At 69.4% G+C, this 13,489-nt stretch carries 14 protein-coding genes and 3 pseudogenes; 12 read left to right on the forward strand and 5 right to left on the reverse strand.

Annotated elements, in window-relative coordinates:
• The first annotated feature begins 139 nt into the window (after nucleotides 1–139).
• The 4 genes and pseudogenes from ACFV7R_RS45570 to ACFV7R_RS45585 all read left to right on the forward strand — a co-directional run.
• Nucleotides 140–979, forward strand: coding sequence for an IS701 family transposase (locus ACFV7R_RS45570; RefSeq protein WP_385276289.1), 840 nt, complete (start codon nucleotides 140–142; stop codon nucleotides 977–979).
• A 366-nt stretch (nucleotides 980–1,345) separates the two neighbouring features.
• A pseudogene (locus tag ACFV7R_RS45575) lies at nucleotides 1,346–1,576 on the forward strand (transposase); the annotation flags it as partial.
• A gap of 682 nt (nucleotides 1,577–2,258) precedes the next feature.
• Nucleotides 2,259–2,912: a transposase gene (locus ACFV7R_RS45580; protein WP_385276321.1), complete on the forward strand. Its 654-nt coding sequence runs from the start codon at nucleotides 2,259–2,261 to the stop codon at nucleotides 2,910–2,912.
• A gap of 40 nt (nucleotides 2,913–2,952) precedes the next feature.
• Nucleotides 2,953–3,216: pseudogene (locus tag ACFV7R_RS45585) on the forward strand (IS30 family transposase); the annotation flags it as partial.
• Here the strand turns inward: ACFV7R_RS45585 and ACFV7R_RS45590 are convergent.
• Nucleotides 3,164–3,532, reverse strand: a complete 369-nt coding sequence (locus tag ACFV7R_RS45590) for a DDE-type integrase/transposase/recombinase (RefSeq protein WP_385276292.1) — start codon at nucleotides 3,530–3,532, stop codon at nucleotides 3,164–3,166. The pseudogene ACFV7R_RS45585 and the gene ACFV7R_RS45590 sit on opposite strands and share 53 nt — an antisense overlap.
• Before the next feature lie 169 nt (nucleotides 3,533–3,701).
• Between ACFV7R_RS45590 and ACFV7R_RS45595 the strand changes: the two genes are divergently transcribed.
• From ACFV7R_RS45595 to ACFV7R_RS45615, 5 genes are all read left to right on the forward strand, one after another.
• The gene (locus tag ACFV7R_RS45595; RefSeq protein ID WP_181662937.1) at nucleotides 3,702–4,193 is read left to right on the forward strand and encodes a DUF2975 domain-containing protein; all 492 of its coding nucleotides are present in this window, start codon (nucleotides 3,702–3,704) and stop codon (nucleotides 4,191–4,193) included.
• Nucleotides 4,193–4,414: a helix-turn-helix transcriptional regulator gene (locus tag ACFV7R_RS45600; protein WP_030944397.1), complete on the forward strand. Its 222-nt coding sequence runs from the start codon at nucleotides 4,193–4,195 to the stop codon at nucleotides 4,412–4,414. The genes ACFV7R_RS45595 and ACFV7R_RS45600 overlap by 1 nt, the downstream gene beginning before the upstream one ends.
• 55 nt (nucleotides 4,415–4,469) lie before the next feature.
• Entirely contained in the window at nucleotides 4,470–5,054 is a 585-nt protein-coding gene (locus ACFV7R_RS45605; protein WP_385276295.1) for a transposase family protein, read from the forward strand.
• A gap of 42 nt (nucleotides 5,055–5,096) precedes the next feature.
• Nucleotides 5,097–6,557 (forward strand): IS110 family transposase, encoded by a 1,461-nt coding sequence (locus tag ACFV7R_RS45610; RefSeq protein WP_385276298.1) that lies wholly within the window; start codon nucleotides 5,097–5,099, stop codon nucleotides 6,555–6,557.
• Between the two features lie 507 nt (nucleotides 6,558–7,064).
• A complete protein-coding gene (locus ACFV7R_RS45615; RefSeq protein ID WP_385276301.1) occupies nucleotides 7,065–7,244 on the forward strand; it encodes a hypothetical protein in 180 nt (59 codons plus the stop codon).
• On the opposite strand, the gene ACFV7R_RS45620 is transcribed toward ACFV7R_RS45615, so the two are convergent.
• The 3 genes from ACFV7R_RS45620 to ACFV7R_RS45630 form a co-directional block, all read right to left on the reverse strand.
• Nucleotides 7,245–7,721 carry an IS3 family transposase gene (locus tag ACFV7R_RS45620; protein ID WP_385276303.1) on the reverse strand — a complete coding sequence of 159 codons (477 nt, stop codon included), beginning with the start codon at nucleotides 7,719–7,721 and terminating at the stop codon, nucleotides 7,245–7,247.
• 67 nt (nucleotides 7,722–7,788) lie between these two features.
• The gene (locus tag ACFV7R_RS45625; RefSeq protein WP_385276306.1) at nucleotides 7,789–8,703 is read right to left on the reverse strand and encodes an MBL fold metallo-hydrolase; all 915 of its coding nucleotides are present in this window, start codon (nucleotides 8,701–8,703) and stop codon (nucleotides 7,789–7,791) included.
• Nucleotides 8,704–8,727: 24 nt separating this feature from the next.
• The gene (locus tag ACFV7R_RS45630) at nucleotides 8,728–9,990 is read right to left on the reverse strand and encodes an MFS transporter (protein ID WP_385276309.1); all 1,263 of its coding nucleotides are present in this window, start codon (nucleotides 9,988–9,990) and stop codon (nucleotides 8,728–8,730) included.
• Between the two features lie 131 nt (nucleotides 9,991–10,121).
• On the opposite strand from ACFV7R_RS45630, the gene ACFV7R_RS45635 reads away from it, so the two are divergent.
• From ACFV7R_RS45635 to ACFV7R_RS45645, 3 genes are all read left to right on the forward strand, one after another.
• Nucleotides 10,122–10,331: a hypothetical protein gene (locus ACFV7R_RS45635; RefSeq protein ID WP_385276312.1), complete on the forward strand. Its 210-nt coding sequence runs from the start codon at nucleotides 10,122–10,124 to the stop codon at nucleotides 10,329–10,331.
• On the forward strand, nucleotides 10,318–11,709 hold the full coding sequence (locus ACFV7R_RS45640) for an amidase (protein WP_385276315.1): 1,392 nt from the start codon (nucleotides 10,318–10,320) through the stop codon (nucleotides 11,707–11,709). The genes ACFV7R_RS45635 and ACFV7R_RS45640 overlap by 14 nt, the downstream gene beginning before the upstream one ends.
• A gap of 184 nt (nucleotides 11,710–11,893) precedes the next feature.
• On the forward strand, nucleotides 11,894–12,457 hold the full coding sequence (locus ACFV7R_RS45645) for a TetR/AcrR family transcriptional regulator (protein ID WP_385276318.1): 564 nt from the start codon (nucleotides 11,894–11,896) through the stop codon (nucleotides 12,455–12,457).
• Nucleotides 12,458–12,953: 496 nt separating this feature from the next.
• Here ACFV7R_RS45645 and ACFV7R_RS45650 read toward each other — a convergent pair.
• Nucleotides 12,954–13,399, reverse strand: a pseudogene (locus ACFV7R_RS45650) (DSD1 family PLP-dependent enzyme); the annotation flags it as partial.
• Between the last annotated feature and the right edge of the window lie 90 nt (nucleotides 13,400–13,489).

Raw genomic sequence — 13,489 nt, forward strand, 5'->3', positions numbered from 1 at the left:
TGCGGTCAGTCCGCCACCCTGCGCGTACCGCATACCACCGGGATACCGCAGGGATCAGCACACGTCACCCGACAACAACCCGAAGAGATCAGTAATTGAAATACGGGCCCCCGGACGCACCGAAAATTGCCAAATCGGCGTGTTCGCCGCCTATGCCACCAGCCGGGGACACGCCCTCGTCGACCGTGACCTCTATCTGCCCAGGTCCTGGACCGACGACCGCGACCGCTGCCAGGCCGCCCACATCCCCGACGACCGTACTTTCGCCACCAAGAACGCCCTCGCCCGCGACATGATCTGCCGGGCCCATGCCTCCCCGCTGCGCTTCCGCTGGGTCACCGCGGACGCCGCCTACGGCCAGGACAGCCGCTTCCGCCGCTTCCTCGAAGACGACCTGAAGCTCCACTACGTCGTGGCCGTCCCTAAGTCCCAGCAGGTCCACGGCCCGCGCATTGAGGACCGTATTCGCCGTGAAGCCCCGCCGGAGGCATGGCAGCGCTTGTCCGCCGGCCCCGGAGCCAAAGGCGAACGCTGCTACGACTGGGCCGGCGCCCTCCTGCCCGTCGTCGAGGAACGCGACGGCGACAAGCCCACCCGCAGGCGGTGGATGCTGGCCCGCCGCAGCATCACCGACCCCGAGGACATCGCCTACTTCCTGGCCAGCGCTCCGCTGGACGCCACCCTCGCCGACCTGGCCCGGATCGCCGGATGCCGCTGGAAGATCGAAGAATGCTTCCAGTCCGCGAAGAACGAGTGCGGCCTCGACGAGTACGAGGTCCGCCGCTACACCGGCTGGTACCGGCACATCACGCTCGCCATGCTCGCCCACGCGTTCCTCGCCGCCATCGCCGCCCAGGAACGCGAAAGGGGGGCCCCGGCGACGACACGCCCGATCTCGTGGACCTCACACCGGGCGAGATCCGCCGTCTCCTGGCAGCTGACCCCCCGCACCACCCCGCACGCCACAACCACACGCTGACCTGGTCACGGTGGAGACGACGCCACCAGGCACGCGCCCGCCAGAGCCACTACGAACGGCGCGGCTACCTATTCGCCGGGGCGCGGTGGGGAAGTCCGTCCCGCCCACCTGGCGCCCCGCTACACTCCACGCCACCAGGCCGCTGACCAGCCCAGATACCGAACCACGGCTGGAGTACTAAGCGCAATGCCGTGACTCTGTTGGTGATGTTGGCGGGGTGCTGACACCTGGTCCGGTGGGTGCTTGTCTGGTGGGAGCGGGGCGGTGGGGGTGGTCGCGATGTCGCTGCGGCCGGAGAACCATCAGAGGATCCCGGTCAGGACGGTGCGGACAGCGCGGGCAGCGTGTCCGAACGGCACTCCGGCGATGCTGATCAGGGACCGGTTGGACGTGTTGTTCGAGGACGAGGAGTTCGCCGGGCTGTATCCCTCCGATGGCAGGCCCGGGCTGTCGCCGGGGCAGCTGGCGCTGGTGTCGGTGCTGCAGTTCGCGGAGAACCTGTCCGACCGGGCTGCGGCGGACGCGGTGCGGACCAGGATCGACTGGAAGTACGCGCTGGGCCTGGAGCTGGACGATCCCGGATTCGACTACTCGGTGCTGTGCGAGTTTCGGGCCCGGCTGGCCGAGAACGGCGCTGCCGACCGGCTGCTGGAGGCGATGCTGCAGCGTCTGAGCGAGGCCGGCCTGCTCAAGGCCGGGGGCCGACAGCGTACCGACGCCACCCATGTACTGGCCGCGGTGCGCTTCCTCAGCCGCCTGGAGCTGGTCGGGGAGACGCTGCGGGCCGCCTTGGAGGAACTGGCCGAGGCCGCCCCCGCCTGGCTGACTCCGCTGATCGCACCGGAGTGGGGCAAGCGCTATGGGAGGAAGGTGGAGATCGGCAAGCTGCCCGGCGGGAAGGCGGCGGTGACCGGGCGGGCCGAGCAGACCGGCCGGGACGGGCAGACGATTCTCGCCGCTGCCTGGGCCCCATCCGCCCCGCCTCATCTGCGGCTGCTGCCGCAGGTGGAGATCCTGCGCCAGGTGTGGGTCCATCACTACTACTGGGATGCGCACGGGCGGCTGCGCTGGCGGGACGGCCACGCCCTGCCGTCGGCTCACCTGCGCTTCGACTCCCCCTACGACACCGAGGCGCACTACTGCGTCAAACGGGACACCGCCTGGAGCGGCTATCGCGTCCATCTGACCGAGTCCTGCGACGCAGAGCGTCCCGAGCTGGTGGTCCACGTGGCCACGACGCACTCGACCGTGCAGGACGTCGAGATGACCCCGATCATCCATGACGACCTCGCCAAGCGGGAGTTACTGCCGTGCGAGCACGTCGTGGACAGCGGGTACGTCACCCCGGCGTACATCGAGCGGGCCGCCCGGGTGCACGGCATCACCCTGCTTGGACCGGTGGTCCTGGACAACAGCCGCCAGGCCAAAGACGGCTCGGGTTTCGCCAAGTCGGCCTTCCCCGTCGACTGGGACCGCCAGCAGGCCACCTGCCCAGGGCGCGGTCAGCCGGGAGTGGAGAGCGCTGAGGATCAGCAGACACGACTACATCCAGGTCAAGTTCGCCAAGGCCGACTGCCTGGCCTGCCCGGTCCGCCCGCAGTGCACCACCTCCGCCACCCGGCCAAGAGCCCTCACCCTGCTGCCCACCCGCGAACTCCACGAGATTCAGATGCACAACCGGCTCGACCAGACCACCGCAGAGTGGCAGCGCCGCTACGCGATCCGGGCCGGCATCGAGGCCACCCTCTCGCAGAACGTCCGCGCCCACGGCCTGCGCCGCTCCCGCTACCGCGGCCTGGCGAAAACCCACGTCCAGCATGTGCTCACCGCGCTGGCCTGCAACGTCGCCCGCATCGCCGACTGGATCAACACCCCATCCACAGCCCGCCGCCGATCAAGCCGCTTTCGTGCTCTGTGCACCGCCGCCGCATGACCCCACCAACATCACCAACAGAGTCCTGGCATTGGCCCTAAGCGTCGACACCGGGTTGCAGATCTACTTCGCCGACCCGCACAGCCCCTGGCAACGGGGCACCAACGAGAACACGAACGGCCTCTTGCGTCAGTACTTTCCCAAGGGAACAGACCTGTCGCGATGGGACGCCGACGAGCTCAATGCTGTTGCTCACGCTCTCAACAGCAGGCCCCGGAAAACGCTTGGTTGGAAGACGCCTGCTGAAGCCCTCAATGAGCACCTACTATCGGTTCAGGAAGCCGGTTTTGCGACGACCGGTTGAGTCCAGGATTACTTCCGCGGTCCGAATGGAATATCGCCTCCTTGGCGAGCCTCCTGTTCCGGGCCGCGTTACGTATGGCCCTGGATATCAGAGAGGTTTGGTAGTGGTCGTCCATCGCGTAACCGATCACTTCCTTCGTGCAGCAGTCGATGACCGTCGCAAGGTACAGCCAGCCTTCCCCGGTCGTGATGTAGGTGATGGCGCCGACGAGCTTTTCGCCGGGCGCATCCGCCGTGAAGTCGCGGCCGACGAGGTTCGGCACCTGGCCGGCCGCCAGGGCTTCGGCGTAGTCGGGTGGCGTCCGATTTGTGCTCAAGCGAGGCCGGCTTCGACAAGATCAAGACAGTTCGCGCGAACGCCATGCCACTGGAGGGGAGGCGGCGTCCCGCCACCGTGCGAAACTGCCGCCCACCCTCCGTCCCAGCCCTTGCTTCACCTATCGAATCTCGATAGATTCCGATCGCGATTCGATGGAAGGATGGGTCATGGGAAAGCTGACCGTGCGTGCGCTGCGCGCCCTGCTCGTGGTGGTGCTCGCCGGCACCGTGTTCGTGCAGGCATTGATGGTGTGGACATTGGTCAGCGGGAGCGACCCGGAGGACGGGTCGCTCCCGCTGACCGCGCTGCGCGTGATCACGATCCTGGGCATGGTGTCGGTCCAGGTCGCCCTGGTCTGCGTATGGCGGCTGGTGACGATGGTGCGACACGGAACCGTGTTCTCCCACGCCGCCTTCCGGTACGTGGACGGCGTGATCGGCGCGATCGTGGCGGCTGCCCTCGTGTGGTTCGCGGTCACGGCCATCAATGCGCCGGGCCAGCGGGACGACCCGGGCGTCACCGTCATCATGGGCGGGGTTGGCGTGGCCATCCTGGGGGTCGCGCTCATCGTGCGCGTGCTGCGGATGCTGCTCGCCCAGGCCGTCGCGCGCGACGTCGAAGCGGCGCAGATGCAGGCCGAGTTGGACGAGGTGATCTGATGCCGATCGCCGTCGACATCGACGTGATGCTGGCCAGGCGGAAGATGTCCGTGGGCGAGCTCGCGGACCGCGTAGGGATCACACCCGCCAACCTGGCGGTACTCAAGAACGGCCGCGCCAAGGCGGTGCGCTTCGCGACCCTCGCCGCCCTCTGCGAGGTGCTCAAGTGCCAGCCAGGCGACCTGCTGCGCTGGGAGGCCGAGGACGCCGCAGCTGACTGACGTGCCCTTCCAAGATCATGGAGTTCTCGACGCCCCGTGACCCTAGTGGAAGACCGTGCCTGCCGACGCATCATCGCCGATCCTGCCTGCCTTTGACCAACTCCGCGAGCATCCCGAGGCCGTGCCCGAGGAGATCCCGGGCCTGCTGGAGCGACTGGCCGAGGTTCCCGACCCTCGCGATCCGCGCGGCGTACGGCACGCTCTGGTCGTCGTGCTCGCGCTGACCGCGTGCGCGGTTCTGGCCGGAGCGACCTCCCTGCTGGCGGTGGGCGAGTGGATCACCGACGCCCCACCGTCCGTACTGAAGCGCCTTGGTGTACGGCCTGATCCGCTGTCCCCGAAGCGGTGCCTGCCGGCGGAGGCGACGGTGCGGCGGCTGCTGGGCCGCATCGACGGCGACGCGTTGGACCGGGCGGTGGGTCGCTGGCTGGCCGACCGGCGCGCTGGGGCCGACGGTCAACTGCACGCAGTGGCGGTCGACGGCAAGACCCTGCGCGGAGCGGCCAGGGCCACGGGCCGCAAGATTCATCTGCTCGCCGCCTGCGACCACCTCTCCGGCCTGGTCCTGGCCCAACTCGACGTAGGCGAGAAGACCAACGAGTCTCTGTATCCGGCATACCGGACGTCGGCGCAGCCGTGAAAATGGGCCGCGGGGCGGCTGCCCGTCCGACGCCGATGATCTGTGGGTGGACGAGTCCGTAATGAGTCTGGTGCCGGGGCCGACCCAGAGGGGCTGCGCACTGTTGCTTCGAGCACGCGGGTTAAATTCTCGTCTTCCCTCGCCGACCCCCGGGTGGCCGTCGCCGTGCGCACGATCGCGAGGCGAGGAGGGGTGGCGGTGACGGTCGACGAGACGGATCTGGAAGCGGAGTTGGTGGAGCGGGTCGCGGCCATCGATGTGGCCAAGGCCAGCGGAATGATCTGTACGCGTGTCCCACACGGCACCCGCAAGGGGAGGCGTGTTCAGGAGGTCTGGAATGTGGCCTCCACGACAGCGGGGATCCTGGAACTCGGCGCGCGGCTGAAGGCACTGGGTATCACCCGGGTCGTGATGGAGGCCACCGGCGTGTACTGGAAGCCGTTCTTCTTCCTGCTGGAGTCCTGCGGACTCGAATGCTGGCTGGTCAATGCCAGGGATGTGAAGAACGTCCCCGGGCGGCCCAAGACTGACAAGCTGGACGCCGTCTGGCTGGCCAAGCTGGCCGAACGGGGCATGCTGCGGGCCTCGTTCGTGCCGCAGCGGCCGCTGCGGCAACTGCGGGACCTGACCCGGCTGCGGTCCGCGCTCACGCAAGAACGCACGCGTCACAAGCACCGGGTCGAGAAGGTGCTGGAAGACGCCCAGATCAAGCTGTCGTCCGTCCTGGCGAACATCTTCGGGCTGTCCGGCAGGCTGATGCTGGACGCATTGATCAGCGGGGTGCGCGACCCGCAGGAGCTCGCCGCACTCGCCCAGGGCAAGGCCAAGTCGAAGCGAGAGGCGCTGACGGCAGCGCTGACCGGCCAGTTCGACGAACACCACGCCTACTTGCTCGGCACCCTGCTGGAGGCCATCGACCGGCTTCAGAGCCAGATCGACGAGCTGACGACCCGTATCACCGACAGGCTCGCCGAGCTCAGCCGCGACGCGGACGTGCCCGACGCCGAAGGTCTGACACCGCAGCAGCGTCTGGACGAGATCCCCGGGATCGGCCCTGCCACCGCGCAGGTCATCCTGGCGGAGATCGGACTCGACATGTCCGTCTTCCCCACCGCTGGTCACCTGGTTTCATGGGCGAAGCTCTCGCCACGTACCATCCAGTCAGCCGGCAAGAACTTTCCCGGCGGCACCGGCCAGGGCAATCCCTGGTTGAAGGGCGCCCTGGGCGAAGCCGCCATGGCTGCCGCACGCACCAACACCTTCCTCGGCGCCCGATACAAACGCCTCGTCAAACGCCGGGGGCACGGCAAGGCGCTGGTCGCCGTCGCCCGATCCATCCTCGTGATCGTCTGGCATCTGCTGAGCGATCCTGACACCCGCTTCCACGACCTCGGCTCCGACTACCATCTGCGCGTAGTCAACTCCGCCGCCCGAACCAGAGGGCTCATCCGCCAACTGGAAGCGCTCGGCCACGACGTGACCATCGCCCCCAAGGCGGTATGAGCCGAGCCCGACCACGCCACCGCACCAGCCACGGGTATTTTCGGGTTAGATCACCTGCTTCCAGCCGCTGCTGGAGACCATCGCTGATCTGGCGGGCGTGGTCGTGACCAGCGACGCGATGCACACCCGGGGCGAGCACGCGGCGTACCCGCTCGGTCGCAGTGCGCACTGCATCGTGATCGGGAAAGGGAACCAGAAGAAGCTCCGCAAGCAGCTCAAGTCCCTACCCTGGAAGCAGATCCCGCTGCAGGGACGCACCCGCAACACCGGCCACGGCCGCGGCGAGATCCGCCGGATCAAGGTGTGCACGGTGAACAGCCTGCTCTTCCCCGGGGCCCGCCAGGCCGTCCAGCTCAAGCGCCACCGAGTGGACCGCAAGACGACAAGATCAGCATCAAGACCGTCTACGCGGTCACCAGCCTCACTGCGGAACAGGCCACACCCGCCGAGCTCGCGAGCTCGATCCGCGACCACTGGAAGGTCGAGGCCCTGCACCACGTCCGAGACATGACGTTCACCGAGGACGCCTCCCAGCTGCGAACCGGCTCCGCACCCCGCGCCATGGCCACCTGGCGCAACCTCGCCATCGGCGCCCTTCGCCTCGCCGGGAAGAGCAGCATCGCCGCCGGCCTCCGGCACAACGCCCGCGACGCCAGCCGACCACTCACCCTCCTCGGACTCACATGATCACGAAACAGACGTCACGCGACTACGCCGAAGCCCTGGGCCGGCCGCGGCCTGCGTGAGGCCGAACCTCCTCGGCCGGGGCTGGCACGGCACCAGGCCCAGTTCACGCATGAGACGGCGGACCAGCTCCGGGCCCGCGGCGACGCCCCAACGGTCCAGTTGGGCCTGGATGCGCCGGTGCCCGTAGGTGCCGTCGGACATGTCGAAGGCTTTCGTGATGAGCAGCTTCAGTTCGTCACGCCGTTGGGTCGTCGCGGATTCCGGGCGGGATCGCCAGTCGTAGTAGCCGGATCTGGATACGCCGAGTCGGCCGCACATGAACTCGACGCTGTATGCGTACTCCTCGGTGTCGAGCCGCATCTCGTCGATGAACTCGTACTTGCTTGCTACCGGGGATCCTTCGCGAAGTACGCTGGTCGATCCGTGGGCCAGGAGAGCGGCCAGGCCGCTGGCGCCGCTGGGTTCGATGATCTTCATGCGTCTGTCCGGGGCCTTGTCCGGCCCTGCGGAGTGCCGGCCGGACACGGGCTGGGCCGCCACCGGATCAGTGCGAGTCGGCGGGGACGGGCGAGAGCCGGTAGGCGCCCTCGTGAGTGACGACACGGCCGGCGGTGGGCGGCGCGAAGTGGGTACCCAGGACGAGGGTGTCCGTGCCAGCGAGCGAGCCGAGCAAATTGCGGCGCGAGGCCTCGGACCGCTCGGGCTCGATGTCGACGCAGGCCCCGATGGTGGGGTGAGCGAGCTGGACGGGGTGGTGGATGCAGTCGCCGGTGATCAAAGCCGTCTCTCCGCGGCTGGTCAGCTCAAGGACAATGTGGCCGGGGGTGTGCCCGGGGGCGGGGATCAGGCGCAGGCCCGGGACGACTTCGACGCCGTCGGCGGGGACGTCGACGAGGTCGAGCAGCCCTGCCTCCTCCACCGGGATCACGGAGTCGCGGAACATCTGCTTGCGCGCCTCCTCCATGTCGTACCCGGCCCAGAACTCCCGCTCGACGCGGGAGGTGATGTAGCGGGCGTTGGGGAAGGTGGGGACCCACTCGCCTTTCACTTCGTGGGTGTTCCAGCCGACGTGGTCGGCGTGCAGGTGGGTGAGGATCACCAGGTCGACGGAGTCCGGGGGGAATCCGGCGGCGGTGAGACGCTGAAGGTAGTCGGTGTTCAGGTTGTGCCAGGCGGGGTTGGCCCGCTCCTTGCCGTTGCCGATGCCGGTGTCCACCAGAATGCGCAGCCCGCCCACGGTGAACGCGAAGCTGTGGCTGTCGATATGCAAGATGCCCTCGTCGTCAGCGAAGTGGGGGCGCAGCCAGTCCTGCCCGGCGACGACGTCCGGGGTGGCGCCGGGCAGCAGCCACGGTCCGGTGGCGGGCGGCAGGAGGACCTCGTCGATGCGGTGGACGGTGATGTCGCCCACGGCCCAGGAGGGGATGGCGGTCGGGTCGGTGGCCGGTGCAGTGCTCATGATCGGTCGTTTCCTTATGTCTCGTTACGGAAAGTCGTTGTGTGCGCTGTGGGCTGCCCTGCGTCTCGACACGGCGAGTGCTGCCAGGGCCGCGACGGCGAGCAGGGCGGCGGCGAGGGCGTAGGCGTGGGCGGCGGTGTTCAGCCCGTAGCGCTGGGTGGCGGCGCCCGCGGCGATGGCGGGCAGGCTCATGGACAGGTAGCTGAGGACGTAATAGGCGGCCAGGGTCGCGGCGCGGTCCTGCTCGTCGAGCGAGGCGAGCGTCATGCGCAGCGCCCCTTGGGAGACGGCCCCGAAGGCGACGCCGGCCAGGGCCGCGCCGCCGTAGACGGCGGGCAGGCCGGCGCCGTGCAGACCGAGCAGGCTCAGGGCCGCGGCCGGGATGACGGCCAGGCTTCCGCCGGTGGCGGCGGCGCGCGGCGCTGTGCGCCGCAGTGTCCACACAGTGAGCGTGGCCGCGGCGGTGAGCACGAAGAAGACCATGCCGCCGGCCGCCTGTGAGGCACCGGGGGCCACGAGGTGCACGAGCGCCGGTCCGAGGGAGGAGTAGAAGCCGCCCAGGGCCCAGATGGCGACGACAGCGGTGCCGACCGCCAGCAGGGCACGGCGCGCCGACGGCGGCACGGCGAGGTGAGGGCACAGCGACCGCAGGGCGCCGGCGTGCGGACGGGCCGTCTCCGCGGTGAACGTGACCGCGATCGCCTGGGCGGCGAAGAGGACCGCCAGCAGGACGTACACGGTGACCGTGGGCGCGGGAGCGAAGCGGACGAGGAGGGTGGAGGCCAGGACGCCGGCGGCCATGCCCGCCACCGGGGCGATGCTGTTGGTCAGGGCGGACCGGCCCGGACGCGCGGGGTCCTGAAGGTCGAGGAGGGCCGCTCCCGCGGCGCTAGTGGCCGCGCCGGTGGCCGCTCCCTGCAGGATCCGGGCGGTGATCAGCGCTCCGGCGCTGTCCGCCGAGGCCAGCAGCACCATGGAGGTGGCCTGAAGCAGCAGGGCGCCCGCCAGGACGGGGCGCCGCCCGAGGTGGTCTGAGAGCGCTCCGGCGGTGAGCAGGGCCAGCAGCAGCGTCAGGGAGTAGGCGCTGAAGACCACGGTGATGGTGAGCGCGGACAGGTCCCAGGCGTCCTGGTAGTGGGGGTAGAGGGGTGTCGGCGCACTGGATGCCGCGAGGAGGGCGGCCAGGACCGAGACGTCCAGGACGAAGGACGCCGCGCGGTTGGCGGTCTGGGTGTGGGCTCCCGGGTGGCTGGATTGCGCAGGTGCGCGGGGTGTGACGGTGGGCATGGGACTCCTCGGCGCTAAACGCAATTAGTTTGCTTTAAGCCACCGTAGGCTCTACAGTCAACTAACGCAAACGTTTAGCTTTTGGAGTCGGGGGTTGCTCCACCCCTCCAGCCCTGAGGAGAGAGAAGTCCATGTCCTCCGCTGAACTCACCCCGCCGGAAGTGGCCCGCTGGGCCGCCCGCGCCGGGCTCCCGCTGCCGGCCGACCGCCACGCCGCGGTCGCAGCCACCGCCAACCACATCCACTCCGTCGTCGCGGTCCTGCGGGAGCTGGACTTCGGGGACACCCCGCCCGCCCCCGCCTACCACGCGGAACAGGAGATGCACGATGCAGCCGTATGAACTGTCCCTGAGCGCAGCCGCCGACGCGATCCGGACCCGGCAGCTGTCCCCCGTCGAGCTGGCTGACTCCGTCCTGGAGCGCATCGAACAGGTGGAGCCGCACCTTCAGGCCTACGTCACCGTCACCGCCGAGCACACCCGCCGGGCCGCGCGCGAAGCCGAAAGCGACATCGCGGCCGGCCGCTACCGGGGTCCGCTGCACGGCATCCCGATGGGCCTCAAAGACCTGATCGACGTCGCCGGTGCGGCGACGTCGGCCAGCTCCCGCGTCCGCGCCGACCACCGCGCGCAGGCCGACAGCAGCGTCGCCGCCCGTCTGTCGGCGGCAGGAGCCGTCCTGGTCGGCAAGACCCACACCCACGAGTTCGCCTACGGGCTGACCACGCCGCAGACCAACAACGCCTGGGACACGGGCCGGGTCGCCGGCGGCTCCAGCGGCGGATCCGCCGTCGCCGTCGCCGCGGGCACCGCCACCTTCACCCTGGGCACCGACACCGGCGGATCGATCCGGGTGCCCGCCGCGCTGAACGGGGTTGTCGGTCTCAAGCCGACGTACGGCCTCGTCCCCCGCCACGGTGTCACGTCCCTGTCCTGGTCGCTGGACCACGTCGGCCCGATCACCCGCACCGTCGAGGACGCGGCCCTGGCCCTGACCGCCCTGGCCGGACACGACCCGCGCGACCCCGCGTCCCTTACCACTCCCGCCGTGGACTACCGGCCGGGTGCGGATGCGGACCTGACGGGGCTGCGCGTGGGCGTGCCGCGCACCTACTACTTCGACCACGTCGATGCGGAGGTGGAGGCCGCCGTACGGCGCGCGATCAACCAGCTTCGGGCCCTCGGCGCGCGCCTCGTCGAGGTCGAGATCCCCATGTCCCGCTACATCCAGTCCACCCAGTGGGGCCTGATGGTGCCCGAGGCCACCGCCTACCACGAGAGCACCCTGCGCACGGTTCCCGAGCTCTACCAGGCAGACGTCCGCATCCTCCTCGAGGCCGGCGAACTGATGCCCGCCGGGGACTACCTGCGTGCCCAGCGCTCCCGCACTCTCATGCGGCAGGAGTGGGCGCGCATGTTGCAGGAGGTCGACCTGATCGTCGCCCCCACCGTCCCGGCGACCGCGGTCAAGGCCGGCCAGGAGACGATCACCTGGGCTGACGGCACCGTCGAAGGTGTCTCCGACGCCTACGTACGCCTCTCGTCCCCTGCCAACATCACCGGGGTGCCGTCCCTGTCCGTCCCCGTCGGCCACGATGCGGCGGGCCTGCCGGTCGGCATGCAGCTGCTCGGCCGACCCCTCGGAGAGAGCGTGCTGCTGCGAGTCGGCCACGCCTACGAGCAGACCCAGCCCGCCCGCGAGCTCGCGCGCGCAGCGTGAACGAGCACTTCCGGCCCGGCCGAACCATTCCGTCCGGGCCGAAAAGCGCCGCTCCTCGCAGGCGTACACGAGGTTGCGGTGCGTACACGACTTGTGGCGAGAAGGTCGTCGAACGAGTGGCCAGTTCGTCACACGGAGCTGGACGGCTCACTAGACGCAATGATTTTGCTTTAAGGTAGGTTCTATGAGCAGGCAGATGGTGCGCCCTGGTGGGCGCAGCGCCCGGGTCCAGGCATCGGTCCACGCCGCCGTACGCGAACTCGCGTCGGAAGTGGGCCGGGACGCCCTGACGGTGCCGCTGGTCGCCCAGCGTGCGGGCGTGACGCCGTCGACGATCTACCGCCGCTGGGGGGACCTGCAGGAGCTGTTGTCGGACGTAGCGGTCGAGCGTCTGCGGCCCGACACCGCGCCGGGGGACCACGGTGCCCTGGCATCCGACCTGACGGCCTGGGCCGAGCAGTTCCTCGACGAGATGGCCTCTCCCGCCGGTCGCGCCTACATCCGCGACGCCCTGCTCGGCGACCCGGACGGCAGCAACGCCGGCCAGTGCTCGGCCTACGCAGCCGACCAGATCGACCTCATCCTCACCCGAGCAGCTGAACGTGGGGAGAGGACGCCCGACGTCGAGACGGTCATCGACCGCGTCGTCGCGCCCATGATGTACCGCATCCTCTTCCGCCCGGACGGACTCGACGCCGCGTACGCGCGCCGACTCGTGGCAGAGGTCCTCGGCCAGACCGGCCCGTGACCAGCTGATCGCACCGGCATGCCCCTCCGGCAGTGCCAGAGGCCGGCAGGACCTCACCGCGTCCGCAGTCCTCCGGCGGACGGTCCCGAGAACGCACCCGGAGCACTTCACGCCCATGAGGTGAGCGCTACGGCACCCGCAGCGCCACAGTCAGGAGGAGTTCTGAACCACGGGCATCGCCGACCTCCAGTCGCGCGCTGGTAGTGAAGGTGGCGATGGTCGGTGCCACGGTGTGCTGCTCTCCTCGGGCGGGAGATGCCTGCCGGTCGGCGGACACAATCGAGCCTGCCAACGCGCGAATCGGCATCCGACCAGCGCATACCGTGGCGGACGAGGCAGGGCTGGGAAGTGAGGATGGACAGGATCACCTGTAGCCGTCTTCCTGAACTCTCATCCCCGCAAAGACACATCGTGGCCGCCGCACCGCTCGTTTCGTTCGGCGGCGTACGCCACCGCCGCCCTCGAGGCCACACCGGCCCGAGCACGCCGAGGCAGGTCACCAGCCGGTGACGCGTTGCCAGAAAGCCTCGATCACGGGCGCGGCGTCTATGCTCCGGGTGCCATCGATGACGTGGTAGCCGTGATGCTGAGCCGCGGTGGCGCATGCGTGGTTGGGCAGGATGCGCAGGCGGGTGCCGACCGGCAGGTCGGGCAGGTCGGCGCCGTCACGCGCGGTGAGGGTGCCGTGCTCCTGGCTCGCGGCGGTCATGACCAGGTCCGGAATCGGGTTGCCGTCCAGGTCGGTGACCAGGCCGTAGCCCTGGTCCTGCGCCTGGACGGCGGTGCCGCGGTCGCGCGACATGGCCATCCAGCCGCCGTCGGTGACGATCCACCCGTACTCGGGACGGTAGCCGATGACGGTGACGACGACCGACAAGGCGAGGCCCTCGACCGGCAGACGCCGAGGCCGGCCATGACCAGGTCGAAGAAGACGTAGTTACCGGGACTCTTGCAGAAAGCCCCGGCGTTCACGCCGGGGATGAATGCATCTCAAGACTGCTCTGACGTGCACGTCAGAGCGGACGTTGTTGC

Origin of the sequence: Streptomyces sp. NPDC059866 (genome assembly GCF_042731325.1) — a bacterium.
Lineage (GTDB): Bacteria > Actinomycetota > Actinomycetes > Streptomycetales > Streptomycetaceae > Streptomyces > Streptomyces flavusporus.

Excerpts from the sequence above, each read along its gene's own strand:
- ACFV7R_RS45630 (WP_385276309.1), bottom strand. The coding sequence starts at position 9,990 with ATGCCCACCGTCACACCCCGCGCACCTGCGCAATCCAGCCACCCGGGA.
- ACFV7R_RS45625 (WP_385276306.1), bottom strand. The coding sequence starts at position 8,703 with ATGAGCACTGCACCGGCCACCGACCCGACCGCCATCCCCTCCTGGGCC.
- ACFV7R_RS45600 (WP_030944397.1), top strand. The coding sequence starts at position 4,193 with ATGCCGATCGCCGTCGACATCGACGTGATGCTGGCCAGGCGGAAGATG.
- ACFV7R_RS45620 (WP_385276303.1), bottom strand. The coding sequence starts at position 7,721 with ATGAAGATCATCGAACCCAGCGGCGCCAGCGGCCTGGCCGCTCTCCTG.
- ACFV7R_RS45645 (WP_385276318.1), top strand. The coding sequence starts at position 11,894 with ATGAGCAGGCAGATGGTGCGCCCTGGTGGGCGCAGCGCCCGGGTCCAG.
- ACFV7R_RS45580 (WP_385276321.1), top strand. The coding sequence starts at position 2,259 with ATGACGACCTCGCCAAGCGGGAGTTACTGCCGTGCGAGCACGTCGTGG.
- ACFV7R_RS45640 (WP_385276315.1), top strand. The coding sequence starts at position 10,318 with ATGCAGCCGTATGAACTGTCCCTGAGCGCAGCCGCCGACGCGATCCGG.
- ACFV7R_RS45615 (WP_385276301.1), top strand. The coding sequence starts at position 7,065 with ATGACGTTCACCGAGGACGCCTCCCAGCTGCGAACCGGCTCCGCACCC.
- ACFV7R_RS45595 (WP_181662937.1), top strand. The coding sequence starts at position 3,702 with ATGGGAAAGCTGACCGTGCGTGCGCTGCGCGCCCTGCTCGTGGTGGTG.
- ACFV7R_RS45635 (WP_385276312.1), top strand. The coding sequence starts at position 10,122 with ATGTCCTCCGCTGAACTCACCCCGCCGGAAGTGGCCCGCTGGGCCGCC.